We start from the raw sequence: 25,057 nt of genomic DNA on the forward strand, positions 1-25,057 counted from the left end.
TTTCGAAAGTCGCGATGAGGTGGGAACGTACGGCCGTTCAGCCGGCGCGCGCCGCGTCGAAGGCTTCGCGCAGCACGGCCAGCGAGCCGACGTGGTTGGCCAGCACGAGCACGAGCCGTGCGTTGAAGGCGTGGCTTTCTTCGGTGGAAAGCCCTTGGTGGGCCTCGATGAGCGCCTCGTAGAAATCGTCGGGCGCTTCGAGGTTCGGCGTGGTGATCAGTTGCGGTTGCATCGGGGTCATGCCTTTGCCAGTGCGTGGTCGAGGGCCGCGCGCAGGTTCGCCGCCGTGGGCTGTCGCCAGCGCGCGCACACGTGCTGGTCGGGCCGCAGCAGGTAGACGGTGCCGGGCTGCGCGTCGTAGCGCTGCGTGGCGAGTTCGGCGTCGGGGCCGGTGCCTTCCACGCGCACGACGTGCAGCGCGAGGTCGCTGCTTTTCAGCGCCTGCAGGCTGCGCTCGGCGGCGTCGCCCTGGCCGAACACCAGCGCGGTGAAGCGCGCCACATGGCATTCGCGCAGCAGCCAGCCGGTGCTGCCGTCGGCGCGCCGCACGGGCGCATCGGCTGCTGCCGCGCCGGGCACCATCGCGCCGGCGAAGGTGTCGGCATCGGGCGTGTTGAGCGGCGAGTCGCGCAGCACCGTGGCCACCGACAGCCGTCCGCTGTTGACCAGCGAGCGCGCGAAGGCGTGGCGCTTGGTGAGCTCGAGCACCGCGTCGCGGAACAGCCGGCTCACCTCGCTCTTGGGCGTGATGAAGTCGGTGGCGCGCGTGGAGTTGCGGATGTTCTCGTCGGCCGCGAATTCGCGTTCGCTGGCGTAGCTGTCGAGCAGCGCGTCGGGCGCGTCGCCGGCCAGCACGGCCGCGAGCTTCCAGGCGAGGTTGTCGGCGTCCTGCACGCCCGAGTTGGCGCCGCGCGCGCCGAAGGGCGACACGCCGTGCGCCGAGTCGCCCGCGAACAGCACGCGGCCATGGCGGAAGCGCTCCATGCGCTGGCAGGCGAAGGTGTAGACGCTGGCCCAGCCGATCTGGAACTGCACGCCTTCGAAGCCGATGCTGTCCAGCAGCGCGCGCACGCGCGGCGTGATGCGCTCGGGCTTGCGTTCTTCCACCGGGTCGGCGTCCCAGCCGAGCTGGAAGTCGACGCGCCACATGCCGTCGGCCTGCTTGTGCAGCAGCACGCTCTGGCCGGGGTGGAACGAGGGGTCGAACCAGAAGCGGCGCTCGGTGGGCAGCTGCGCGTCCATCGTGATGTCGGCGATCAGGAAGCGGTCGCGGAACACGCGGCCCTTGGCTTCCTGCCCCAGCATCTGGCGCAGGTTGGAGCGCGAGCCGTCGCAGGCGGCGACGTAGCCGGCCTGCAGGCGGTACTCGCCCTCGGGCGTCTCCACGGTCAGCACCGCGCCGTCGTCGCCTTGCTCGATGCCGGTGACCTTGTTGTTCCAGCGCAGGTCGATCAGCGGCAGCGCCGCGGCGCGTTCGACGAGGTAGCCCTCGACGTAGTACTGCTGCAGGTTGATGAAGGCCGGGCGCTCGTGGCCGGGCTCGGGCAGCAGGTCGAAGCGGTAGACCTGCTCGTCATGGAAGAACACCTTGCCGACGTTCCACGACACGCCCTTGTCCACCATGCGGTCGCCGCAGCCGAGGCGGTCGAACACCTCGAGCGTGCGCTTGGCGAAGCAGATCGCACGCGATCCGCTGGACAGGCTGTTGTCGTTGTCGAGCAGCACCACGGGCACCTGCCGCAGGGCGAGGTCGATGGCGAGCGTGAGGCCCACCGGGCCGGCGCCCACGACCACCACGGGGTGGCGGGCGGGCGCGGCGGCGTCCTGGTCGGCGTGGCGGGTGTAGTCGAAGCGCAGGCTTTGATAGTCGATCACGTGATGTCTCCGTGTCCTTGTCGTTTCCGTCGCCTTCCCCGCGCGGGGGAAGGTCGCGGCGCGATCAGCCTTCCAGGGCCTTCCACATGTCGATGTCGCGCTGGGCCGTCCACACGCGCGGGTCGGCGTGGCCCGAGGCCTCGTCGTAGGCGCGGCTCACGTCGAAGGGCATGCAGTGGTCGAAGATGACCCACTGCTGGTATTTGGGCTGCAGCTTCGCGTAGGTTTCCTTGTAGACCGCGTTCAGGTCGCGGCCGGCCTTCACGCCTTCCTGCACGCTGGCGTACACGTCGGAGATGAAGGCCCGCGTGCCGTTCAGGCCCTCGGCCACGGCTTCGGGCGTGGTCAGCGCGGCGCCGCGGCCCGGCACCAGGGCCAGGGGCTTCAGGGCGGCGATGTTGTCCAGCGTCTGCGGCCAGTCCTGGAAGTAGGCGTCGCCGGCGTACGGCGTGGCGCCGAACTCGACCAGGTCGCCCGACAGCAGTGCGCGCTCCTGCGGCAGCCAGACGACCGTGTCGCCCTTGGTGTGGCCGCGGCCCAGCTGCAGCAGCTGCACTTCGAGCTTGCCCAGCCACAGCGTCATCTTGCCGGTGAAGGTCATGGTGGGCCAGGTCAGGCCCGGGGGCACCGTTTCGACGTTCTGGAACAGGCGCGGGAAGCGGCCGATTTCGCTGGCCTTGTCTTCCTCGCCGCGCTCCACGATCAGGTCGCGCGTGTCCTGGCTGGCCAGGATGTGTTCGGCGCCGTAGCCCGCCGCGCCCAGCACGCGCACCGCGTGGTAATGGGTGAGCACCACGTACTTGATGGGCTTGTCGGTCACTTCGCGGATGCGGCGCACCACGTCGGCGGCCATGGCGGGCGTGGCCTGGGTGTCGGCCACCAGCACGCAGTCGTCGCCGATGATGATCCCGGTGTTGGGGTCGCCTTCGGCCGTGTAGGCCCAGGCGTGCTCCGAGATCTGGCTGAAGGTGATCTTCTTTTCTTCCAGGTCGGCCTGGCTGGCGAATTTCTTGGCTTGGCTCATCGTGTGTCTCCGGTGGGGTGGTTTTGGGATTCGCCTGATTCGTTTAAGGCGAACGAGTTTGCAGATAACGAATGCGCGGAGTGTAAGCCCGAGATCAGTTCATGTCTAATGCCTTCTTCATGAACGAACAACCAGACGGCAAGGCGGCCATGGCAGCGACTGACACCGACCGCGCCCAGCGCGGCATCCAGAGCATCGAAGTCGGCGGGCAGCTGCTGCGCGCGCTGGTGCACCACGGCCGCCCGATGGCGCTCAAAGACCTTGCCCGCGAAGCGGACATGACGGCCGCCAAGGCCCACCCGTACATGGTGAGCTTCGGCCGGCTGGGCCTCATCGAGCAGGACCGCGCCAGCGGCCACTATCTGCTCGGCCCGCTGGCCTTGCAACTGGGGCTGATCAGCCTGCAGCAGGCCGACCCGGTGCACATCGCCACGCCGCTGATCGGCCAGCTCGCGCAGCAGATCGGCCACACCGTGGCGCTGGCCGTGTGGGGCGCGCGCGGCGCGACCATCGTGCGCACGGCCGAGTCGCCTTCGCCGGTGCACGTGAACATGCGCCACGGCACGGTGTTCTCGCTCACCAACACGGCCTCGGGCCGCGTCTTTGCCGCCTACCTCGATCCGGCCGTGGTGCGCGCGCAGCTCGAGGACGAGCGCCAGCGCCAGAAGCAGCGCAAGGGCGCCGCCGAGCCCGCGCCGCCGGCCGGCATGCCGCCGGTGCAGCCGCTGCCTTCGTGGAGCGACTTCGAGCGCCAGTGCCAGGAAGTGCGCGACCACGGCATCAGCCGCTCCGACGGCGAGGTGATCGAGGGCGTGAGCGCCATGGCCGCGCCGGTGTTCGACCACACCGGCGCCATCGTGCTGGCCGTGACCGCCATCGGCCCGGCCGGCATCTTCCACACCGCCTGGGACGGCGAGATCGCGCGCGCGCTCAAGGCCTGCGCGGGCACGGTGTCGCAGCGCCTGGGCGCGAGCGCCACCGGCGCCGTGGTGCCCTCCGTTTCCGATCGATGACCCTGTTTTCTTCCGCCTTGTCTTCTTTCTCTTCTTCCGACGACGACCTCGCGCTGCGCATCGACCGCACCGTGGCGCTGCTGCGCGGCGCGCGACGCATCGTGGTCTTCTCGGGCGCGGGGCTGTCCAAGGCCTCGGGCATCCCGACCTACCGCGACGCCGACGGTCTCTGGATGAGCCAGAACGCGCTCAAGTTCTCGCATGCCGACGACCTCGCGCGCGACCCGGGCGGCTTCACCAAGTTCTGGGCCCAGCGCCTGTCGCTGATCGAGACCGCGTCGCCCAACCCCGGCCACCTCGCGCTCGCGCAGCTGCAGCGGCTGCGCCCCGCGACCCGGCTCATCACGCAGAACGTCGACGGCCTGCTCGGCAAGGCCGGCGGGCAGGACGTGCTGGAGTTGCACGGCTCGCTGCGCCGCTGGCGCTGCGACCACTGCGGCAACCGCAGCGGCCCCTGGCCGTTCCACCGCTGCCTGCGCTGCGGCTCGCACGCGCGGCCCGACGTGGTCATGTTCGGCGAGATGCTGAACGCCGGCGTGCTGCTCGACGCCCAAGTGGCGGCGCAGGAGTCCGACCTGTTCCTGGTGGTCGGCAGCACCACCATCGTCTACCCGGCGGCCGAGCTGCCCAAGCTGGCGATGGCGCGCGGGGCCCGGCTGGTCACGCTGAACATCGAGCCGTTGCCGCACTTGGACGATGCGGCGGCGGTGGTGTTGCGGGGGGCGTCGGAAGACCTGTTGCCGAAGTTGGTTGCCGGGATGGCGGGCGACTGAAGCGCTAGCCGGCCCGCATCTTCTCGCGCAGCGCGCGCCAGCGCGCGAGGCTTTCGGCGGGCCAGTAATCCTTGCGGTCGTAGTACTCGTGCACGGCCGCTGCGCCGGGCGGCAGCACCACCCACGGCTGCTTGGACATCGTGAAGATGTGCAGGTCCGGCGGCAGCCGGTCGGGCGTGTCGAGCGTGCCCACGCGGATGAAGCTCACGGCGTCGCCGGCGCCGGCGTAGTGGCTCCACAGCGCGACGTGGCAAGTGGGGCAGCGCGCGTACGTCTGGCCGCGTCCGCTGGCCGAAGGCGTGAGCACCCGATCGACCATGCCCTGCAGCATCTGCACGTGTTCCGGTTCGATGAGCGCGTTGAGCGCGAAGGACGAGCCCGTCTCGCGCTGGCACCAGCGGCAGTGGCAGCAGTGCACGAAAAGCGGCGGGGCGTTCAGGCGGTAGCGCACCTGCCGGCAGGTGCAGCCGCCTTCCAGCGGCACGAAGGCGTCGGCCATGGCGGTGGTCGGCGGGCGCTCAGCCCTTCTTGCCACCCAGCAGCACCAGCGCGCCGCCCACCACGATCGCCGCCACGCCGGCCCAGGCCGGGATGTTGATGGTCTGTTTTTCCTTCACCGAGAACTCCAGCGGGCCGAGCTTGGCCTGGTGGGTTTCCTTGGTGAAGCTGAAGCCGCCCAGGCCGAGCCCGGCGATGCCGGCCACGACCAGCAGGATGCCGACGATGCGCGTTGCGTTCATGGGACGGGTCTCCTCAGGGTTGGTTGGAATGAAAAGCCGTTCAGCGCCGCGGTGCCGCCGTGCGCGGCTGCGGCGGCTCCTGATGCTGCAGCTGGTCGACCCATTGCACGACCTCGGCCATGGCCGCGTCGCTCGCCGCGATGAGCGCCTTCACGCCGCCGGGCGCGTCGGCGCTGGCGGCGGGACGGCGCACGGTGAAGGTCCGCTGGCCCATCACGCGGTCGCCGCCGGTGGCGGTGCGGACCAGCGTGGCGCGCAGGCGCACCAGGCCCGTGCTGCTGGCGGGTGCGTCGAAGTAGTGGCTGAACTCGTCGAGCGAGATGCGCAGCGTGTCGGGCACGATGCCCTCGGTGCGCGCGAGCGTCGCGCTCTCTTCGGGGCCGAGCACGGTGCGGCGCTCGGCCAGCGTGTCGCGCAGCCGCTGGCGCAGCAGCTGCGCGGGCGGCAGGCTCCAGCGCGACTGGCCGTAGGGGCGCAGTTCATTGGCGTCGGCGTAGCCCAGGCGGTACAGGATCTGCGTGCCGTCCAGGCGCGTGTTGCTGTCGAACTCCGCGAGAGACAGCGCCGGCAACGCCGTGGCAGGCGCTGCTGCAGGGGCAGTGGCCGAAAGGCCGGGGCCGAAGTCGTACAGCGTGGCGCGCGCCGGCTTGTCGGGCAGCATGCCGCAGCCGGCGACCAGCAGCACGCAGCCGAGGCTGGCGAGGGCGGGGAGGGTGTTCTTCATGCGCATGGTTGGTCTGCTCCCGGTCAGTGGCGTGCGGCGGGCGCGACGAAGCCGGGCTCGCCTGGGCCCGCGGCCGCGCCGCCGTTGCCGAACAGCAGCGATTGCGGGTTGTCGTTGATGCTGTCGGCCGCGCGGCCCAGGCGGCGCACCGCGTGGGCGGTGTCGTCGGCCACGCGGTTCACGCGCGGCAGGGTGGCGGCGTTGAACGAATCGACCGCCTGCGCCAGCGCCTTGGTGCCCTCGCTCAGGCGCTCGACCGGACCGTCGGGTGCGTTGAGCCGGCCCACGGTGGAGTTGAAGTTGTTGGCCACGCGCGAGACATCGCCGGCTGCTTTCTTCACTGTCGACAGCGTCTCGGGCATGGCGGCGAGCGTCGGGTTCAGGCCGGTCTTGACGGTGTTGTCGAGCTGCTTGAGCAGCGTGTTGGCGCTGGCCGAGGCGGCCGCGATGTTCTCCAGCGCGTCGGCCACGCGCTTCTGGTTGGCGTCGGCCAAGAGCGCGTTGGCGCGCTTGGTCACTTCTTCCACCTGGTCGATGATTTCCTCGCCGCGGTCCTGCAGCTTCGCGAGCATCGAGGGCTTGAGCGGAATGCGCGGCGGGCTGTCGTTGTTCGGCTTGAGCGCGACGGTCGATTCGCCTTCGTCGTCCAGCGCGATGAAGGCCAGGCCGGTCACGCCCTGGTAGCTCAGCGTGGCAAAGCTGGAGGTGGTGAGCGGCACGCGCTCGTCGACCGTGATGCGCACGCGCACGTTGCCTTTGGTCTTGGGGTCGAAGTCGATCGAGGTCACCTTGCCGACCGAGATGCCGCGGTAGCGCACCTGGGCCTGCGGCTGCAGGCCGCTCACGGCGTCGCGGGTGGAGAGTTCGTACACGTTGCGCACGGTGTTGTCGCGCGTGAACCAGACCACCAGCGCGACGAGCGCGGCGATCAGGCCGAGCACGAAGGCGCCGGCAGCGAGGGCGTGGGCCTTGTTTTCCATGAGGGGACCTACCTTTCGTCAGCGCGCGCGGCCTCGGGCCGCGGCGCGGATGGTTGTGTGCCGGCGGCGGGCTTGTCGTGCAGCGCCTCCAGGGCGCGCTGGCCGCGCCCGCCGAGAAAGTATTCGTGGATGAAGGGATGCGGGTAGGCGATGACTTCGCGCGCCGTGCCGCTCACGATCACCTTCTGGTCGGCCAGCACCGCGATGCGGGTGCTCAGGTCGAACAGGGTGTCCAGGTCGTGCGTGACCATCACGACCGTCAGGCCCAGCTCGCGGTGCAGGCCGCGCAGCAGGTCGCAGAAACTGTCCGACGCTTCGGGGTCGAGGCCGGCCGTGGGCTCATCGAGCAGCAGCAGCGGCGGGTCCATGATGAGCGCGCGCGCGAGCGCCACGCGCTTGATCATGCCGCCCGACAGGTCCGACGGGCTCTTGTTCGCATGCTGCGGCTCCAGCCCCACCATCTGCAGCTTCACGAGCGCGGCGTTGCGGATCAGCTCGTCGGGCAGCAGCTTGAGTTCGCGCAGCGGAAAGGCGATGTTCTCCAGCACGCTGAAGGCCGAGAACAGCGCCCCGTGCTGGAACAGCATGCCCACGTTGGCCGCGCCGGCCGCGCTGAGTTCGCCCGGCGCCCGGCCCAGCACCTCGACCGCGCCCTTCGTGGGCTTCTGCAGCCCGAGGATCTGGCGCAGCAGCACCGTCTTGCCGGTGCCCGAGCCGCCGACCAGCGACAGCACCTCGCCGCGGTCGAGGTGCAGGTCGAGGTCGCGGTGCACCACCTGTTCGCCATCGGGGCTCTTGAACACGGTCCAGAGCTTGCGGATGTCGACCACGGTGTTCGACGGGGATGTCGCGGCGGCGTTCATCCGCGGAATCCTATGCCCTTGAAGAGCACCGCGAACAGCGCGTCGACCAGGATCACCGCGGTGATCGAGGTCACGACCGACGACGTGGTGCCGCGCCCCAGGCTCTCGGTGTTGGGCTTGACCTTCATGCCGAAGTAGCAGCCGATCAGCGCGATCAGCACGCCGAACACCGCCGACTTGGCCAGGGCCAGCCAGAGGTTGGAGATGGGCACCGCGCGCGGCAAGGCCGACAGGAAATACGACGGCGAAATGCCCAGCGCCGCATCGGCCGCGAGCATGCCGCCGGCCAGCGCCGCCATCGAGGTCCACAGGCTGATCAGCGGCATCGCGATGGCCAGCGCCAGCACGCGCGGCATCACGAGACGGAAGCCGTGCGGGATGCCCATGACGCGCATCGCGTCGAGTTCTTCGGTGACGCGCATCACGCCGATCTGCGCCGTGATCGCCGAACCCGAGCGGCCGGCGATCAGCACGGCGGCCAGCACCGGCCCGAGCTCGCGGATCAGCGACAGCCCGAGGATGTTCACCACGAAGGCCTCGGCGCCGTAGTTGCGCAGCTGCTGGGAGATCAGGTACGCCAGCACCACGCCGATCAAGAGGCCGACCAGCGCCGTGATGTGCAGCGCCGTGGCGCCGAACTGATAGAGGTGGCCCGAGAAGTCTCGCCACGGCGCGCGGTGCGGCGCGCGCGCCAGCGTGCACAGGTCGAGCGCGAGCTGGCCGATGAGGCCGACGAAGTCGCGCAGCACGACCATCGCGCGCGGGCCGTGGTGGGCCAGTGCGTGCAGCCGGTCGCTCAGCGACTTGGGCGGCTCGTCGGGCGTGGCCACCGTGAACTTCGCCACCTGGTCGAGCACCGCCTGGTGCTGCGGCGACAGCTCGATCGTGGCCGGCCAAGCCTGGCGCCAGTGCTCCCACAGCAGCTGGGCGCCGATGTGGTCGAGCTGGCCGATGGGGCGCAGGTCCCAGGCCCGGTCGTCCGCGGGCGGCAGCGCCGCGAGGTCCCTGGCCAGCGCCTCCCAGGCCGGGCGCGTCGACATCGCCAGCGTGGTCCAGCAACCGCTGGCCACGGCCCAGGTGCGGCCGTCCACGTCCTGCGTCTGCGCGCGCGGCGGCGCGAAGGCGTCGTCGGTGGCGGGGGCGTCAGCGGGCGACGGGGTGGGCGACATGGGCAAAGGTGCGGGACAAAACGTAAACAAAGGTCCAAGCGAGAGCGCGCATCGTAACCGCGTGCATCCGGGGCTTGTGTGCGTCTGGCCCTTCGTTTGCGTAGGGCCAGACGCCGTTTTTTTCAGCCAATCTTCAGCTCCAGGCCCGGGCCAGCGCATCCCAGGCGCTGGCGATCACGGGCTCGTCGCGCCGCGCGGCCAGCGAGACGAAACGCAGCGCGCAATCCAGCCGCACGCGGTCGGCCAGCACGAGGCCGTGCGCCTGGCTTTCGCGGATGGCGATCGAGTCGCGCACGAGGCTCAGCCCCACGCCCGACTTCAGCAGGTCGAGCATCGAGGCCTCCTGGTCGACCAGCGCCACGCGCCGGGGCGCCAGGCCGAGCGGGCCGAACACGCGTTCCAGCAGACGGTGGTGCGCCGACTCGGGCGGCGTGGCGAGCCAGGGCAGGGCGGCCAGCGCCTTCCAGTCGCGCCCCAGCACCTGCGGGCCCCAGCCGGCCGGCGCGACCACGCGGTAGCTGAAGCGGGTGAGGGTGCGCACCGCCAGCGGCGCCGGCGCGGCGTCGTCGGATTCATCGCCGGGGTCGAGGTGAAAGCCCACGTCGAGCTCGCCGCGCAGCACCTGCGCCAGCACGCTGCCGCTCATGCCGTGGCGCAGCTCGGTCTCGATCTGCGGCGCGGCCTCGACCAGCTCGCGCAGGAACACGCCCAGCCGCGTGAACTCGGGGTCGAGGATGGTGCCGATGCGCAGCGCCCCGCGCACCGTGCCCTGCAATTTGCGCGCGGCCTGCTGCAGGTCGCCCACGGCCGCCAGCACGCGCTCGGCCTGCGGCAGCATGGCCGCGCCGTCGGCCGTGAGCGCCAGCCCGTGCGGCGTGCGGGTGAACAGCACCAGCCCGGTTTCTTCCGCGAAACGCTTGAGCTGCAGGCTCACCGCGGGCTGCGTCAGGTGCAGCTTCTCGGCGGCGCGCGAGACGTTGCCCTCGCGCGCCGCCAGAACGAAGGCGCGCAGAATCTGGAGGTCCATCGATGACGTAGTCATATAAGACTGATTTATAGCGCCATCGACGCGAATTCATTGGCTTTCTCTTCGTGGATTGGGCCAAATTGCCTTCAGGAGACCCGTACATGTCCATCAGCACCCGAAATATCGACCACCACATCGCCGGCGCCCCCGCCGCCAACACCTCCGGCCGCACGCAGGACGTGACCAACCCCGCCACCGGCGCCGTCACCGGCAAGGTCGGCCTGGCCGACGCCGCCCAGGTGGCCGCCGCCGTGGCCGCCGCGCAGGCCGCGTTCCCGGCCTGGGCCGACACGCCGCCGATCCGCCGGGCGCGCGTGATGTTCAAGTTCCTCGAACTGCTCAACCAGCACAAGGACGAGCTCGCCCACCTCATCACCGCCGAGCACGGCAAGGTCTTCACCGACGCGCAGGGCGAAGTGAGCCGCGGCATCGACATCGTCGAGTTCGCCTGCGGCATTCCGCAGTTGCTCAAGGGCGACTTCACCGACCAGGTGAGCACCGGCATCGACAACTGGACGCTGCGCCAGCCGCTGGGCGTTGTGGCCGGCATCACGCCCTTCAACTTCCCGGTGATGGTGCCGATGTGGATGTTCCCGGTGGCCATCGCCGCGGGCAACACCTTCGTGCTCAAGCCCAGCCCGACCGACCCGAGCCCGTCGCTGCTGATGGCCGAGCTGCTCAAGAAGGCCGGCCTGCCCGACGGCGTGTTCAACGTGGTGCAGGGCGACAAGGCCGCGGTTGACGCGCTGCTGGAGCACCCCGACGTCAAGGCCGTGAGCTTCGTGGGCTCCACGCCCATCGCCAACTACATCTACGAAACCGGCGCACGCCACGGCAAGCGCGTGCAGGCGCTGGGCGGTGCGAAGAACCACATGGTCGTCATGCCCGACGCCGACATCGACCAGGCGGTCGATGCGCTGATCGGCGCCGGCTACGGCTCGGCCGGCGAGCGCTGCATGGCGATCAGCGTCGCGGTGCTGGTGGGCGACGTGGCCGACCGGCTGCTGCCCAAGCTCATCGAGCGCACGAAGACGCTGAAGGTGCTCGATGGCGAGAACCTCGCGGCCGAGATGGGCCCGATCGTCACGCGCGCCGCGCACGAGCGCATCACCGGCTACATCGCGCAGGGCGAGAAGGAAGGCGCGAAGCTGCTGGTCGACGGCCGCAGCTTCGACGGCAACAAGGCTGGCGAAGGCTGCGGCGACGGCTTCTGGATGGGCGGCACGCTGTTCGACCACGTCACGCCCGAGATGCGCATCTACAAGGAAGAAATCTTCGGCCCCGTGCTGGGCTGCCTGCGCGTCGCGACCTTCAAGGAAGCCGTCGACCTCATCAACGCGCACGAGTTCGGCAATGGCGTGAGCTGCTTCACGCGCGACGGCAACGTGGCGCGCGAGTTCGGCCGCCGCATCCAGGTCGGCATGGTCGGCATCAACGTGCCGATCCCGGTGCCGATGGCCTGGCACGGCTTCGGCGGCTGGAAGAAGAGCCTGTTCGGCGACATGCACGCGTATGGCGAAGAGGGCGTGCGCTTCTATACGAAGCAGAAGTCGATCATGCAGCGCTGGCCGGAGAGCATCGGCAAGGGCGCAGAGTTCGTGATGCCCACGGCGAAGTAAAGGTAAAAGGGGGCGCCGCACGCGCGGCGCTTCGCATCCGAAGAACAACGAGAGACAAAAAGCCAGCCGCCATGAGCGACACCACCTTCGACTACATCATCATCGGCGCCGGCACCGCCGGCTCGCTCATCGCCAACCGCCTGAGCGCCGACAAGACCAAGCGCGTGCTGCTCATCGAGGCCGGCCGCAAGGACGACTACCACTGGATCCACATTCCGGTGGGCTACCTGTACTGCATCGGCAACCCGCGCACCGACTGGCTCTACAACACCGAGCCCGACGCGGGCCTCAACGGCCGCACGCTGCGCTATCCGCGCGGCAAGACGCTGGGCGGCTGCTCCAGCATCAACGGCATGATCTACATGCGCGGCCAGTCGCGCGACTACGAGCACTGGGCTGAACTCACGGGCGACGAAGGCTGGCGCTGGGAGAACGTGCTGCCGGCCTTTCGCAAGCACGAAGACTTCTACCTCGGCGCCGACGAGATGCACGGCGCGGGCGGCGAATGGCGTGTCGAGAAACAGCGGCTGCGCTGGGACATCCTCGACGCGTTTGCCGATGCGGCCGTGCAGGCCGGCGTGCCGCACACCGCCGACTTCAACCGCGGCAGCAACGAAGGCGTGGGCTACTTCCAGGTCAACCAGAAGAGCGGCTGGCGCTGGAACACCGCCAAGGCCTTCCTGCGGCCCACCTGCTACGGCCGCCCCAACTTCGAGCTGTGGACCGGCGCGCAGGTGTCGCGCCTGCTGTTCGAGACGCTGCCCGACGGCACCAAACGCTGCACCGGCGCGCAGGTGTGGGACGGCACCGAGATGACCACGGCGCATGCCGAGTGCGAAGTGATCCTCAGCGCGGGCGCCATCGGCTCGCCGCAGATCCTGCAGCTGTCGGGCGTCGGCCCGGCCGAGCTGCTGCGCCAGCACGGCATCGAGGTGGCGCTGGACGCGCCCGGCGTCGGAGCCAACCTGCAGGACCACCTGCAGATCCGCGCGGTCTACAAGATCGAGGGCGCGCCCACGCTCAACGTGCTGGCCTCGTCGCTGGTCGGCAAGGCGAAGATCGGCCTCGAATACCTGCTCAAGCGCAGCGGCCCGATGAGCATGGCGCCGTCGCAGCTCGGCGCGTTCACGCGCAGCTCGCCCGATCGCGCGTGGCCCAACATCCAGTACCACGTGCAGCCGCTGTCGCTCGATGCCTTCGGCGAGCCGCTGCACAGCTTTCCGGCCTTCACCGCGAGCGTGTGCAACCTGAACCCGACGAGCCGGGGCTCGGTGCGCATCAAGAGCGCGCGTTTCGAAGACGCGCCCGCCATCGCGCCCAACTACCTGAGCACCGAGGAAGACCGCAAGGTCGCGGCCGATTCGCTGCGCGTGACGCGCCGCATCGCGCAGCAGCCCGCGCTCGCGAAGTACAAGCCGCAGGAGTGGAAGCCCGGCGTGCAGTACCAGACCGACGACGACCTCGCGCGGCTGGCCGGCGACATCGCCACCACCATCTTCCACCCGGTCGGCACCACGAAGATGGGCGCCGACGGCGACCCGATGGCGGTGCTCGATGCGCGCCTGCGCGTGCGCGGCGTGCAGGGCCTGCGCGTGGTCGATGCGGGCGCGATGCCCACCATCACGAGCGGCAACACCAACAGCCCGACGCTGATGATGGCGGAGAAGGCGGCGGGCTGGATCCTGGAAGACAACCGCAACCGCTGAGGCGGTTCAGCGGCGCGGCTTGGCGCCGCGCTGGGTGTCAGCCGCCAAGCGCGCCTTCGCGCCTTCGAGCATGAGGTCGACGCCGACCTCGAACATCGCATCGGGGCCGGCCTTGCGGTAGCTGGCGAAGGCCTCGGCCAAGAGCGGGCGCGAGGCCGCAGCGGCATCGAGTGCCTGCTGCCGGATTTCCGCATCGGGCGGTGCCGCCTGTTCCTCCAGCACACGGCGCAGGGCTGGCCGGCGCCGTGCTCTATCTGCTGTGCCTGCCCGTGATGCTGCGCAGGTCGCCTGCGGCGGTTGGCTAACTGTCGAAGAACGCCAGCTTGCGTGCCCGCGGCAGCGCCTTGAGTGCGATCTCCGCCCGCAGCGCGGCGCCCTTGTCGGGGTACTGGCGCGCCGCCAGCACGCGCTGCGGTGGACGCGCGCGCGTGAACTTGGCGCCCATCCCGAAGACATGCTGGAAGAAGCGCTGCTCCACGTCGAGCGCGATGCCCGCGTAGTACACGCCGCCTTCGCATTCCAGCAGGTAGAGCCAATAGGGTGGGGGCGGCGAGGGATCGGGCGGTTTTCGGGGCACGCGCGCATTGTGCGGGCAGGCGCTTATCGTGCGTCGAACGAAGGTGTCGCCACGAAGTTCATTCGCAAAACGCACCAAGTCCTTCCAATTTTTCGCTAGGCAAGGGCGCGGGTTTCGCACATATTGGCCCGTTAACGCCGTTGCATTTCTTCTTCTGTCCTTCTTTCTCCCTGGAGCGTCCATGCCAGAAGCCCAGACCCCCGTGTCCCTTCCCGCCGAGGTCGAACAACTGCTGCATCGCCTGGGCGTGCCCCGCACCGCCCACACCCGCGGTGACCTCACGGTGCGCTCGCCGGTCAGCGGCGAGGTGATCGCGCAGGTGCCGCAGACCACGGCCGTGGAAGCCACCGGCGCCATCGGCCGCGCGCACGAGGCCTTCAAGGCCTGGCGCCTGGTGCCGGCGCCGCGCCGTGGCGAGCTGGTGCGCCTGCTGGGCGAAGAGCTGCGCGCCGCCAAGCGCGACCTGGGTCGCCTCGTCACGCTGGAGGCCGGCAAGATCCCGTCCGAAGGCGCGGGCGAGGTGCAGGAAATGATCGACATCTGCGACTTCGCGGTCGGCCTCTCGCGCCAGCTCTACGGCCTCACGCTGGCCACCGAGCGCGCCGAGCACCGGATGATGGAAACCTGGCATCCGCTGGGCGTGTGCGGCGTGATCTCGGCCTTCAACTTTCCCGTGGCCGTGTGGTCGTGGAATGCGGCGCTCGCGCTCGTGTGCGGCGATCCGGTGGTGTGGAAGCCATCGGAAAAAACACCGCTCACCGCGCTGGCCGTGCACGCCATCGCGCAGCGCGCCATCGAACGCTTCGGCGACGCGCCCGAAGGCCTGCTCGGCCTGCTGCTGGGCCGGCGCGACATCGGCGAGGTGCTGGTCGACGACCCCCGCGTACCCATCCTCTCGGCCACCGGCTCCACGGCGATGGGCCGGCAGGTCGGCCCGAAGCTGGCGGCGCGCTTCGCCCGCGCGATCCTCGAACTGGGCGGCAACAACGCCGCCATCGTCACGCCCTCGGCCGACCTGGACCTCACGCTGCGCGGCATCGCCTTCGCGGCCATGGGCACGGCGGGCCAGCGCTGCACCACGCTGCGGCGCCTGTTTGTGCACGAGAGCGTGTACGACCAGCTCGTGCCCAAGCTCGTGAAGGTCTACGGCAATGTGCAGGTGGGCGACCCGCGCGAGGCCGGCACGCTGGTCGGTCCACTGATCGACCGCGCCGCCTTCGACGGCATGCAGAAGGCCCTGAACGAAAGCCGCGAGATCGGCGCCACGGTGCACGGCGGCCAGCGCGTCGAGGGCATCGGCACGCAGGACGCGTTCTATGTGCGCCCCGCGCTGGTGGAACTGACGTCGCACGCCGGCCCCGTGCTGCGCGAGACCTTCGCGCCCATCCTTTACGTGGTGCGCTACAGCTCGCTCGACGAAGCCATCGAATGGCACAACGCGGTGGGCGCGGGCCTGTCGTCGTCGATCTTCACGCTCAATGTGCGCGAGGCCGAGCGCTTCATGTCCAGCGCGGGTTCGGACTGCGGCATCGCCAACGTCAACATCGGACCGAGCGGTGCCGAGATCGGCGGCGCCTTCGGTGGCGAGAAGGAAACCGGCGGCGGGCGCGAAGCGGGCTCGGACAGCTGGAAGGCCTACATGCGCCGCGCGACCAACACCATCAACTACTCGACGGCATTGCCCTTGGCTCAAGGCGTGACCTTCGACATCGGCGACTGAACAACCCCGGCCCGTGGTGCCTGCCGCGCGGCATTTCGCCGCAGCGGCCAGGCAGCGGTCGCACCTATCCCCCAGAAAAACCACCAGGAGACAGCAAAGATGAAGATGCAACTGAAGACCCTCGCCACCGCCGCGCTGCTTGCGCTCGCCTTCGGCACCACTGCCACCGCGCAGCAGGCGCCCACGGGCGGCACGCTCGACAAGATCAAGGCGAGCGGCAAGGTCGTGCTCGGCGTGCGCGAAGCCTCGCCGCCCATGGCCTACATGCTGGGCGCGGGCGAGAAGTACGTGGGCTACCACGTCGAGCTCTGCGAGCGCGTGCTGAAGGACATCACGCCCAACGCCAAGCTCGAGTACATGGCCGTGACCGCGCAGAACACCATCCCGCTGGTGCAGAACGGCACGCTGGACATCGGCTGCGGCCCCACCACCAACAACACCGCGCGCCAGCAGCAGGTGGCCTTCGCGCTCACCACGTACGTGAGCGAAGTGCGCATGGCCACCAAGGTCGACTCGGGCATCACCACGCTCGACCAGCTCGCGGGCCGCAACGTGTCGGCCTCGACCGGCACCACCGCCGTGCAATTGCTGCGCAAGCGCGAGCGCGCGCAGAACGTCTCGTACAACACCATGCTCGGCAAGGACCACCTGGAGAGCTTCCTGCTCATGGAGTCGGGCCGCGCCGATGCCTTCGTGCTCGACGACAACCTGCTCGCCGGCATCATCGCGAACTCGAAGAACCCCACGGCCTACCGCATCACCGGCGAGGCGCTGGGCTCCGAACCGATCGCGCTGCTGTTCCGCAAGGACGACCCGGCCTTCAAGGCCGCGGTGGACGATTCGCTGCGCAAGCTCATGAAGAGCGGCGAGCTCGAGAAGATCTACACCAAGTGGTTCGTGGCCGCGATCCCGCCGAAGAACACCAGCCTCAACCTGCCGATGAGCCCCGCGCTCAAGCAGCTGCTGCTCGAGCCCAACGACAAGCCGCTGGAGGCCTACGCCAAGTGACAGACGCCGCCGTGTTCTCGCCGGCGCAACGCGTGCGCGCCATCCACGTCTCGGAGATCCTGCGCATCACCGACCATGCGCAGGCGCTCAAGCGCGCCGGCCGCCCGGTGATCGTGCTGGGCGCGGGCGAGCCCGACTTCGACACGCCCGAGAACATCCGGCATGCGGCCTCGCAGGCCATTGCGCGTGGCGACACGCGCTACACGGTGCTCGACGGCAGCCCGGCGATGAAGGCGGCGGTGCAGCTGAAGTTCAAGCGCGACAACGCGCTGGACTTCGCGCTCGACGAGATCAGCGTGAGCGCGGGCGCCAAGCAGGTGATCTTCAACGCGCTGATGGCGAGCCTGAACCCGGGCGACGAGGTGATCCTGCCCGCACCGTACTGGACCTCGTACGCGGACATCGTGCAGATCTGCGGCGGCGTGCCGGTGTCGGTGGCGTGTGGCGAGGAGAACGGCTTTCGGCTGACAGCAGCGCAACTGCAGGCCGCCATCACGCCGCGCACGCGCTGGCTGTTTCTCAACTCGCCGTCGAACCCGAGCGGTGCAGCCTACAGCGCGGCGCAGCTGAAGCCGATCACCGACGTTCTGCTCGACAACCCCCACGTCTGGGTGCTGGCGGACGACATCTACGAACACATCCTCTACGACGGCCTCGCGTTCGCAACGCCGGTGGCTGTGGAGCCGCGGCTGCGCGAACGCACGCTCACGGTGAACGGTGTGTCGAAGGCCTATGCGATGACCGGCTGGCGCGTCGGCTATGGCGCGGGACCGCGCCCGCTGATTGCGGCGATGGCCGTGGTGCAAAGCCAGTCGACCTCGTGCCCCTCGTCGGTGAGCCAGGCCGCCGCGATCGAGGCGCTCACCGGCCCGCAGGGCATCGTCGCCGAGCGCTGCGCATCCTTTCAACAGCGCCGCGACTTCGTCGTGGCCGCGCTCAACCGCACGCCAGGCCTGCATTGCCGCGTGCCCGAGGGCGCCTTCTACACCTTCGCGAGCTGCGCCGGCGTGCTCGGCAAGCGCACGGCCAGCGGCACGCTGCTGCAGACCGACAGCGACTTCTGCCGCTACCTGCTGCAGGACTTCGAGGTGGCGGTGGTGCCGGGCAGCGTGTTCGGGCTCGCGCCGTATTTCCGCATCTCGTATGCGACGTCGATGGCGCAGCTCGAAGAGGCCTGTGCGCGCATCGCCGCCGCCTGCGCCGCGCTTTCCTGACCTCTTCTCTTCATTCCACTGGAACCCTCATGACTTCCTCCCGCACCGGCGGCCAGATCCTGGTCGACCAGCTCATCACCCACGGCGTCAAGCAGCTCTTCTGCGTGCCCGGCGAAAGCTTCCTGGCCGTGCTCGACGCGCTGCACGACGCATCGATCGACGTGACGGTGTGTCGGCAGGAAGGCGGCGCGACGATGATGGCCGAGGCGCAGGGCAAGCTCACGGGCCAGCCCGGCATCTGCTTCGTCACGCGCGGCCCCGGCGCCACCAATGCGGCGGCGGGCGTGCACATCGCGCACCAGGATTCGACGCCGCTCCTGCTGTTCGTCGGCCAGGTCGCGCGCGACGCGATGGGCCGCGAAGCCTTCCAGGAGCTGGACTACGGCGCGGTCTTCGGCACGATGGCCAAGTGGGTCGTGCAGATCGACGATCCGGCGCGCGTGCCCGAGCTGGTGTCGCGCGCCTTCCATGTCGCGACCTCGGGCCGGCCCGGTCCGGTGGTGATCGCGCTGCCCGAAGACATGCTCACCGAAGCCGCTGTGGTGGCCGATGCGCTGCCGTATGCCGTCACCGAAACGCATCCGGGTGCGGCGCAGATCGCCGAGCTGCAGCAGCGCCTGTCGCAGGCGCAGCGGCCGGTCGTCATCCTGGGCGGAAGCCGCTGGTCCGAAGCCGCGACGCAGCAGTTCGCGAAGTTCGCCGAGGCGCATGCGCTGCCCGTGTACTGCTCGTTCCGCCGCCAGATGCTGATGTCCGCCGAGCACCCTTGCTACGCGGGCGACCTGGGGCTCGGCGCGAACCCGCGCATGCTGGAACGCATCCGCAATGCGGACCTCGTGCTGCTGGTCGGCGGGCGCCTGTCGGAAGTGCCGTCGCAGGGTTATGAGCTGTTCGCGATTCCGCAGCCGAAGCAGGCGCTGGTGCACGTGCATGCCGATGCCGACGAGCTCGGCAAGCTCTATCGCCCGACGCAGGGCATCCACGCCACGCCGCAGGCGTTTGCCGAAGCGGTGTCCGCGTTGCATCCGGCGTCACCGCCCGTGTGGCAGGCCGAGACGAAGACCGCGCGCGAAGACTTCCTGCGCTGGAGCGACCCGGCCGCGATCCGCATCCCCGGTCCGCTGCAGATGGGCGAGGTCATGCAGCACCTGCGCGAGGTGCTGCCGGGCGACACCATCTTCTGCAACGGCGCGGGCAACTTCGCGACCTGGGTGCACCGCTTCTGGCCGTTCCGCGCGTTCGCGAGCCAGCTCGCGCCGACCAGCGGTTCGATGGGCTACGGCCTGCCGGCGGGCGTCGGCGCCAAGCGGCTGTGGCCCGAACGCGAGGTGGTCGTGTTCGCGGGCGACGGCGACTTCATGATGCACGGCCAGGAGTTCGCCACTGCCGTGCAGTACGGTCTGCCGATCCTCGTGGTGCTGCTGGACAACGGCATGTACGGCACGATCCGCATGCACCAGGAAAAGCACTACCCCGGCCGCATCAGCGCCACGCAGTTGAAGAACCCCGACTTCCGTGGCTATGCCGAGGTGTTCGGCGGCCACGGCGAGCGCGTGACCACGACGGAAGAATTCGGCCCCGCACTCGCGCGTGCGCGTGCCAGCGGCAAGCCGGCGATCCTGCATTGCCTGCTGGACCCGGAGGCGATCACGCCCGCGAGCACGCTGGCGTCGATCCGCAAGGCGGCGCTGGCCGCGAACTGAGGCGTCGTCAGCGCAGCCCGCCGACATAGCGCGGCGGCGGCGTGGGCGGTAGGCCGTCGGGCTGGCGCGCCGCCAGCCGCGCGGCGCGGGCCAGCGGCTCCATGGCCTGCTCGAGCCGCGTGGCGAGCTGGTCGAGTTCGTCGTCTTTCGTCTCGGCGGCGTGCTGGCGCGTCATGCGCACGATCTCGGCGGCGTACTCGGCGTTGGTGGCCATCCATTCGGTGTCGGTCACGCGCCCGTGCTTTCGCCGCAGTGCCACGTGAAGGCGTGCTGCAAGCGCGATGCGTTCGCTTTCGGACATGGATGGCATGGCGTTTCCCTCGGGTGGTCAGGCTCCCAGGTGTTCACGATGCTGAGCAAGATCGAGGCCCACCAGTTCACTCTCGGGGTCGACGCGCAATCCGACCAGCACATGCACCAGGAACAGCACGATGGCCGTGCCGGCCGCGCTGTAGATCGCCACGCTGGCGACCGCGATCGCCTGCGTCAGCACATTGCCCGCCGCGCCCGAGATGCGCGGGTCGGCGAACACGCCCGTGAGCAGCGCGCCCACGATGCCGCCGATGCCGTGCACGCCGAACACGTCGAGCGAGTCGTCCGCACCGAGCAGGTGCTTCAGACCCGTGGCGCCCCAGTAGCAGGCCAGCCCGGCGATGGCGCCGATGGCCAGCGCCGACAGCGGCGTGACGAAGCCGGCCGCCGGCGTGATCGCCACCAGCCCGGCCACGAGGCCGGAGCACAGGCCCAAGAGCGAGGGGCTGCGGCGCACGATCCATTCGCCGATCATCCAGCTCATGGCGCCGGCCGCTGCCGCGATGTGCGTCACCAGCATCGCCAGGCCGGCGCGCCCGTCGGCCGCCACCGCCGAGCCGGCATTGAAGCCGAACCAGCCCACCCACAGCAGGCCCGCGCCCGTCATGGTGAGCGCCAGGCTGTAGGGCTCGAAGGCCTCGCGCCCGTAGCCCCGGCGCGGCCCGAGCGCATAGGCGCACACCAGCCCCGCGATGCCCGCGTTGACGTGCACCACCGAGCCGCCCGCGAAGTCGAGCGCGCCCATCTGCGCGAGCCAGCCGCCCGGCTCCCACACCCAGTGCGCGACCGGTGCGTACACGAGCAGGCTCCACAGCAGCGCGAACCACAGCAGCGCCGAGAAGCGCATGCGCTCGACAAAGGCGCCGAGCACCAGCGCGGTGGTGATGATCGCGAAGCTCAGCTGGAACATGGCGTAGACCGACTCCGGCACGTTCGGCGCCACGTGGCTCACGGCCACCTGGCCGGCCTCTTTCAGGTACTCGAAGCCCGAGAAGCCGATGCGCGAGAGCTTGCCCAGCCAGGGCCAGCCGGGCGTGAAGGCCAGCGAGTAGCCGAGCGCGAACCAGGTCAGCGAGACCACGGCGGCGACCGCCACCACCCCGGCCATGGTGGCCAGCACGTTCTTGCGCCGCACCATGCCGGCATAGAAGAGCGCGATGCCGGGCAGCGTCATCAGCAGCACCAGCGCGGTCGAGGTCATCATCCAGGCGGTGTCGGCCGCGTTCAGGGAGGCTTGGGGTGCCAGCAGGGCCATGACCGTTTCTTCTTGGAGTGGTGGACGACAGGCCTGTGTGCACGAGTCATGCCATCTTGTTAACTGACTGAAACACTTTGGTTTCCCAACCGGAGGGTCGAAGTAACACGAAGCGGGTAATTCCTAATGCACCGGGCGGGTGCGCGCTTGCACAATCTGCGCACTCGCGACGGGCCCTGCTCGTACTGCCGAGGGTCCGAGGAGACAAGCTTCCGATCGATCAACAAGAACATTCTTCAAAGGCTCCGTACGAGATGCCTGTCTGATATTTGAAAAGCGCCGCTGGTCGGCGCTTTTTTTTTGCCTGTTCGCCGCGCGGACGCGGGCGCTTTCCTCCAAGCCAAACAAGCCTCCTGGCCAGCCGGTACCGGCCACCACAGCTATCGTTTCGATAGCGATTCCGGTGAGACAATCGCCCGCATGGAAATGCTGGTGGTCACGGGCGCCTCACTGCTCGCGGGTTTTATCGATGCGATCGTGGGCGGCGGCGGGTTGATCCTGGTGCCGGCTCTTTTTGCGGTGTTTCCGGGCGCGCCGCCGGCCACGCTGCTGGGCACCAACAAGAGCGCGTCCATCTGGGGCACGGCGGCCTCGGCGGCCCAGTTCAGTCAGCGGGTGCAGATGCGCTGGGGCGCGATGTGGCCGGCCGCGCTGCTGGGCTTCGGCGGCTCGATGCTCGGCGCCTGGACCGTCACGGTCTTCCCGGGCGACTTCCTGCGCCGGGCGCTGCCGGTCATCCTGCTGGGCGTGCTGGTCTACACGCTGGCGCGCAAGGACATGGGCCGGCTGCACGCGCCGCGCTTCAGCGGCCGCGCCGAGACGCTGGCGGCCAGCACCATCGGCCTGACCATCGGTTTCTACGACGGCTTCTTCGGGCCGGGCACGGGCAGCTTCCTGGTGTTTTTGTTCGTGCGCTGGATGGGCTACGACTTCCTCAACGCCTCGGCCTCGGCCAAGGTCATCAACACCCTGACCAACGCCGCCGCGCTGATCCTGCTGGCCGCCAAGGGCCACGTCTGGTGGCACTACGGGCTGGTGATGGCGGTGGCCAACGTGGCCGGCAGCCTGGTCGGCACGCGCGTGGCGCTGAAGCACGGGGCGGGGTTCGTGCGGATCGTGTTCATCGTGGTGGTGAGTGCGCTGATCCTGAAGACGGCTTACGACGCGTTCTTTCGGTGATCCTTGAGGCGGTCGTTCAGGGCGCGATCCCGCCGACGGGGCACCTTGCTCCGCGAATGTCCTCCGGCCTGCGGCCTCCCCCTTAATTTCGCTGCGCAAGGCACCCCGCCAGCGTGATCGTTATCAGCCGAGGTTGTTGATCGGCCGCGAACCAGCAGCGTGCCCTCGTGCGCAGGGCACTGGGTGCTCCCCGCAGCGAAATTAAGGGGGAGGCCGCAGGCCGGAGGACATTCGCGGAGGGGAGTACCCGGTGTCCTGTGCACGCACCCTGAACGCCCCCATCCGCAGAAAACAAAAAAGCCCCACACGGGGGCTTTCTTGCAAGCGAGCGAAAAGAACTGTCAGTCTTCGACAAAGGCCTCTTCGCGCTTCGCCTTGATCGCCGGCAGCAGCACGATGGCCAGCAACAGCGCCGCAGCGATCAGCAGACCGGCCGACAGCGGCCGCGTCACGAACACGCTCCACGCGCCGCGCGACAGCAGCAGCGCGCGCCGCAGGTTCTCTTCCATCATCGGCCCGAGGATGAAGCCCAGCAGCAGCGGGGCCGGCTCGGTGCGCAGCTTCAGGAACAGGTAGCCGATGAAGCCGAAGATCGCCACCATCCACACGTCGAAGGTGTTGTTGTTGGTCGAGTACACGCCGATCGCGCAGAACAGCACGATGGCGGGGAACAGGAACTTGTAGGGCACCGTCAGCAGCTTGATCCACATGCCGATGAGCGGCAGGTTCAGGATGATCAGCATCGCGTTGCCGATCCACATCGAGGCGATCAGGCCCCAGAAGAGCTCCGGGTTGCTGGTCATGACCTGCGGACCGGGCTGGATGTTGTGGATGGTCATCGCGCCCACCATCAGCGCCATCACGGCGTTGGGCGGGATGCCCAGCGTCAAGAGCGGAATGAAGGAGGTCTGCGCGCCGGCGTTGTTGGCCGACTCGGGCGAGGCCACGCCGCGGATGTTGCCCTTGCCGAAGGGCACTTCGCCGGGGCGCATCTTGATCTTCTTCTCCAGCGCATAGGCCGCGAAGGCCGCCAGCAGCGCACCGCCGCCCGGCAGGATGCCCAGCGCCGAACCCAGCGCCGTGCCGCGCAGCACGGCGGGCGTCATGCGCTTGAAGTCGTCCTTGGTGGGCCACAGGCCCTTGACCTTGTGCGTGAAGACCTCGCGCTCGTCGTCGGGCTGCGAGAGGTTGCCGATGATTTCGCCGTAGCCGAACACGCCCATGGCGATCACCACGAAGCCGATGCCGTCGGTGAGCTCGGGAATGTCGAAGCTGAAGCGCGCCACGCCCGAGTTCACGTCGGTGCCGACGATGCCCAGCAGCAGGCCCAGCACGATCATCGCCACCGCCTTGAGCAGCGAGCCCGAGGCCAGCACCACCGCGCCGATCAGGCCCAGCACCATCAGCGAGAAGTACTCGGCCGGGCCGAACTTGAAGGCCAGCTCGGTCAGCGGCGGCGCGAAGGCGGCCAGGATCAAGGTGCCGACACAGCCCGCGAAGAACGAGCCCAGGCCGGCCGCAGCCAGCGCAGGGCCTGCGCGGCCCTGCCTTGCCATCTGGTAGCCGTCGATGCAGGTGACCACCGAGGACGACTCCCCGGGCAGGTTCACCAAAATTGCGGTGGTCGAGCCGCCGTACTGGGCGCCGTAGTAGATGCCGGCCAGCATGATCAGCGCCGACACGGGCGGCAGCGCGTAGGTGGCGGGCAGCAGCATCGCGATGGTCGCGACCGGGCCGATGCCCGGCAGCACGCCGATCAGCGTGCCCAGGATGCAGCCGACCAGGCAGTACAGCAGGTTGGTGAAGGTGAAGGCGACGCCGAAGCCGGTCGCCAGGTTGTGGAACAGTTCCATGGCGGTGTGCTCCTCAACCCGAAATGAACGTGGGCCAGACCTGGATCTGCAGCTTGAGCGCCCAGATGAAGGCCACATAGCTGCCGGCTGCCAGGATGGTGGAGAGCACCAGCACGTCGCGCAGCTTGAAGTGCTCGCCGGCCATGCTCGAGATGATGGTCAGCGCGTAGATCGCGATGATCATGCCCATCGCCGGCAGCCCGACGCTGGGCAGGCCCCCCAGCAGCACGCCGAAGGCCAGGTTGGCGCCGAGCACGAAGGCCAGCGGCTTCCAGGCCCATTTGCCGATCTTGTCGCCGTCGGCGCTCTCGACCACCATGGCCTGGAACATGATCAGCGCGCCCAGCAGCGCCAGCAGGATGCCCAGCATCAGCGGGAAGTACCCCGGCCCCATGCGGGCGCCGTCGCCGATGGTGTAGGTGGTGGCGCCGATGGCGAACGCGCCACCGACGGCGGCGAACATGACTCCTGAGAAGAAGTCCGCCTGTCTCTTGATTTTCATTGTCTCGACCCTCTGTTTTCGAAGGGACGAGGGTCGTCGCCAGCGGCTGACCGTCGGCTGACCGCGACGGTACGGACAAATGCTTACAGGGTTAGCACTGGCTCTCCCCCAGGCTTCGCGCACTTCGTGTCGCTACGCCAACCCCCTTCCGGGGGCAACACCAACGGCCCGGCGAAGCCGGTTCCGTGGTGTTCCACGAAGGGGCGGGGAGTGAGGGGGAG

General features: G+C 69.2%; 25 protein-coding genes. 9 read left to right on the forward strand and 16 right to left on the reverse strand.

Annotated elements, in window-relative coordinates; genetic code table 11:
- Positions 1–37: 37 nt before the first annotated feature.
- The 3 genes from AC07XP_RS26805 to AC07XP_RS26815 form a co-directional block, all read right to left on the reverse strand.
- Positions 38–232 (reverse strand): DUF2783 domain-containing protein, encoded by a 195-nt coding sequence (locus AC07XP_RS26805; RefSeq protein ID WP_062472729.1) that lies wholly within the window; start codon positions 230–232, stop codon positions 38–40.
- 5 nt (positions 233–237) lie between these two features.
- A complete protein-coding gene (locus tag AC07XP_RS26810; RefSeq protein WP_495266384.1) occupies positions 238–1,875 on the reverse strand; it encodes an FAD-dependent oxidoreductase in 1,638 nt (545 codons plus the stop codon).
- Positions 1,876–1,939: 64 nt separating this feature from the next.
- The gene (locus AC07XP_RS26815) at positions 1,940–2,899 is read right to left on the reverse strand and encodes an MBL fold metallo-hydrolase (protein ID WP_062472733.1); all 960 of its coding nucleotides are present in this window, start codon (positions 2,897–2,899) and stop codon (positions 1,940–1,942) included.
- A 149-nt stretch (positions 2,900–3,048) separates the two neighbouring features.
- Between AC07XP_RS26815 and AC07XP_RS26820 the strand changes: the two genes are divergently transcribed.
- The gene (locus tag AC07XP_RS26820) at positions 3,049–3,912 is read left to right on the forward strand and encodes an IclR family transcriptional regulator (RefSeq protein ID WP_062472735.1); all 864 of its coding nucleotides are present in this window, start codon (positions 3,049–3,051) and stop codon (positions 3,910–3,912) included.
- Positions 3,909–4,685: an SIR2 family NAD-dependent protein deacylase gene (locus AC07XP_RS26825; protein ID WP_495266385.1), complete on the forward strand. Its 777-nt coding sequence runs from the start codon at positions 3,909–3,911 to the stop codon at positions 4,683–4,685. Before AC07XP_RS26820 ends, AC07XP_RS26825 begins: the two co-directional genes overlap by 4 nt.
- 4 nt (positions 4,686–4,689) lie before the next feature.
- Here the strand turns inward: AC07XP_RS26825 and AC07XP_RS26830 are convergent, their stop codons facing one another.
- The 7 genes from AC07XP_RS26830 to AC07XP_RS26860 all read right to left on the reverse strand — a co-directional run bounded on the left by AC07XP_RS26830 (position 4,690) and on the right by AC07XP_RS26860 (position 10,203).
- Positions 4,690–5,184: a GFA family protein gene (locus AC07XP_RS26830; RefSeq protein WP_495266386.1), complete on the reverse strand. Its 495-nt coding sequence runs from the start codon at positions 5,182–5,184 to the stop codon at positions 4,690–4,692.
- A 19-nt stretch (positions 5,185–5,203) separates the two neighbouring features.
- The gene (locus tag AC07XP_RS26835; protein ID WP_070063477.1) at positions 5,204–5,425 is read right to left on the reverse strand and encodes a hypothetical protein; all 222 of its coding nucleotides are present in this window, start codon (positions 5,423–5,425) and stop codon (positions 5,204–5,206) included.
- 40 nt (positions 5,426–5,465) lie between these two features.
- Positions 5,466–6,149: an ABC-type transport auxiliary lipoprotein family protein gene (locus tag AC07XP_RS26840; protein ID WP_495266387.1), complete on the reverse strand. Its 684-nt coding sequence runs from the start codon at positions 6,147–6,149 to the stop codon at positions 5,466–5,468.
- Positions 6,150–6,172: 23 nt separating this feature from the next.
- Positions 6,173–7,129, reverse strand: a complete 957-nt coding sequence (locus AC07XP_RS26845; protein WP_159273519.1) for an MlaD family protein — start codon at positions 7,127–7,129, stop codon at positions 6,173–6,175.
- A gap of 8 nt (positions 7,130–7,137) precedes the next feature.
- Positions 7,138–7,992: an ABC transporter ATP-binding protein gene (locus AC07XP_RS26850; RefSeq protein WP_495266388.1), complete on the reverse strand. Its 855-nt coding sequence runs from the start codon at positions 7,990–7,992 to the stop codon at positions 7,138–7,140.
- A complete protein-coding gene (locus tag AC07XP_RS26855) occupies positions 7,989–9,161 on the reverse strand; it encodes an MlaE family ABC transporter permease (RefSeq protein WP_139703979.1) in 1,173 nt (390 codons plus the stop codon). Before AC07XP_RS26855 ends, AC07XP_RS26850 begins: the two co-directional genes overlap by 4 nt.
- 133 nt (positions 9,162–9,294) lie before the next feature.
- Positions 9,295–10,203 (reverse strand): LysR family transcriptional regulator, encoded by a 909-nt coding sequence (locus AC07XP_RS26860; RefSeq protein WP_495266389.1) that lies wholly within the window; start codon positions 10,201–10,203, stop codon positions 9,295–9,297.
- An 86-nt stretch (positions 10,204–10,289) separates the two neighbouring features.
- Between AC07XP_RS26860 and AC07XP_RS26865 the strand changes: the two genes are divergently transcribed.
- Together AC07XP_RS26865 and AC07XP_RS26870 are read left to right on the forward strand one after the other, a co-directional pair.
- On the forward strand, positions 10,290–11,807 hold the full coding sequence (locus AC07XP_RS26865) for a CoA-acylating methylmalonate-semialdehyde dehydrogenase (RefSeq protein WP_139703976.1): 1,518 nt from the start codon (positions 10,290–10,292) through the stop codon (positions 11,805–11,807).
- A 71-nt stretch (positions 11,808–11,878) separates the two neighbouring features.
- Complete coding sequence (locus AC07XP_RS26870) at positions 11,879–13,513, forward strand: GMC family oxidoreductase (RefSeq protein WP_495266390.1); 1,635 nt, start codon at positions 11,879–11,881, stop codon at positions 13,511–13,513.
- A 6-nt stretch (positions 13,514–13,519) separates the two neighbouring features.
- Here the strand turns inward: AC07XP_RS26870 and AC07XP_RS26875 are convergent, their stop codons facing one another.
- Both AC07XP_RS26875 and AC07XP_RS26880 read right to left on the reverse strand, forming a co-directional pair.
- Positions 13,520–13,735 (reverse strand): hypothetical protein, encoded by a 216-nt coding sequence (locus tag AC07XP_RS26875; protein WP_495266391.1) that lies wholly within the window; start codon positions 13,733–13,735, stop codon positions 13,520–13,522.
- A 79-nt stretch (positions 13,736–13,814) separates the two neighbouring features.
- Positions 13,815–14,090 carry a GIY-YIG nuclease family protein gene (locus AC07XP_RS26880; RefSeq protein WP_369630933.1) on the reverse strand — a complete coding sequence of 92 codons (276 nt, stop codon included), beginning with the start codon at positions 14,088–14,090 and terminating at the stop codon, positions 13,815–13,817.
- Positions 14,091–14,271: 181 nt separating this feature from the next.
- On the opposite strand from AC07XP_RS26880, the gene amaB reads away from it, so the two are divergent.
- The 4 genes from amaB to AC07XP_RS26900 all read left to right on the forward strand — a co-directional run bounded on the left by amaB (position 14,272) and on the right by AC07XP_RS26900 (position 19,735).
- Positions 14,272–15,810: an L-piperidine-6-carboxylate dehydrogenase gene (amaB, locus tag AC07XP_RS26885; protein WP_495266392.1), complete on the forward strand. Its 1,539-nt coding sequence runs from the start codon at positions 14,272–14,274 to the stop codon at positions 15,808–15,810.
- A 99-nt stretch (positions 15,811–15,909) separates the two neighbouring features.
- Positions 15,910–16,818, forward strand: coding sequence for an amino acid ABC transporter substrate-binding protein (locus AC07XP_RS26890; RefSeq protein ID WP_095743237.1), 909 nt, complete (start codon positions 15,910–15,912; stop codon positions 16,816–16,818).
- On the forward strand, positions 16,815–18,032 hold the full coding sequence (locus AC07XP_RS26895) for a pyridoxal phosphate-dependent aminotransferase (RefSeq protein ID WP_495266393.1): 1,218 nt from the start codon (positions 16,815–16,817) through the stop codon (positions 18,030–18,032). The genes AC07XP_RS26890 and AC07XP_RS26895 overlap by 4 nt, the downstream gene beginning before the upstream one ends.
- A gap of 29 nt (positions 18,033–18,061) precedes the next feature.
- Positions 18,062–19,735, forward strand: a complete 1,674-nt coding sequence (locus AC07XP_RS26900) for a thiamine pyrophosphate-binding protein (RefSeq protein ID WP_495266394.1) — start codon at positions 18,062–18,064, stop codon at positions 19,733–19,735.
- Positions 19,736–19,742: 7 nt separating this feature from the next.
- On the opposite strand, the gene AC07XP_RS26905 is transcribed toward AC07XP_RS26900, so the two are convergent.
- Entirely contained in the window at positions 19,743–20,045 is a 303-nt protein-coding gene (locus AC07XP_RS26905) for a hypothetical protein (RefSeq protein WP_082818034.1), read from the reverse strand.
- A gap of 18 nt (positions 20,046–20,063) precedes the next feature.
- On the reverse strand, positions 20,064–21,302 hold the full coding sequence (locus tag AC07XP_RS26910; protein WP_495266395.1) for an ammonium transporter: 1,239 nt from the start codon (positions 21,300–21,302) through the stop codon (positions 20,064–20,066).
- Between the two features lie 420 nt (positions 21,303–21,722).
- Between AC07XP_RS26910 and AC07XP_RS26915 the strand changes: the two genes are divergently transcribed.
- Complete coding sequence (locus AC07XP_RS26915; protein ID WP_495266396.1) at positions 21,723–22,481, forward strand: sulfite exporter TauE/SafE family protein; 759 nt, start codon at positions 21,723–21,725, stop codon at positions 22,479–22,481.
- Between the two features lie 341 nt (positions 22,482–22,822).
- On the opposite strand, the gene AC07XP_RS26920 is transcribed toward AC07XP_RS26915, so the two are convergent.
- On the reverse strand, positions 22,823–24,334 hold the full coding sequence (locus AC07XP_RS26920; RefSeq protein ID WP_062472774.1) for a tripartite tricarboxylate transporter permease: 1,512 nt from the start codon (positions 24,332–24,334) through the stop codon (positions 22,823–22,825).
- Positions 24,335–24,347: 13 nt separating this feature from the next.
- Positions 24,348–24,836: a tripartite tricarboxylate transporter TctB family protein gene (locus tag AC07XP_RS26925; protein WP_070063464.1), complete on the reverse strand. Its 489-nt coding sequence runs from the start codon at positions 24,834–24,836 to the stop codon at positions 24,348–24,350.
- Positions 24,837–25,057 lie beyond the last annotated feature (221 nt).

The sequence above is a fragment of the Variovorax sp. GW531-E2 genome, from assembly GCF_059423125.1.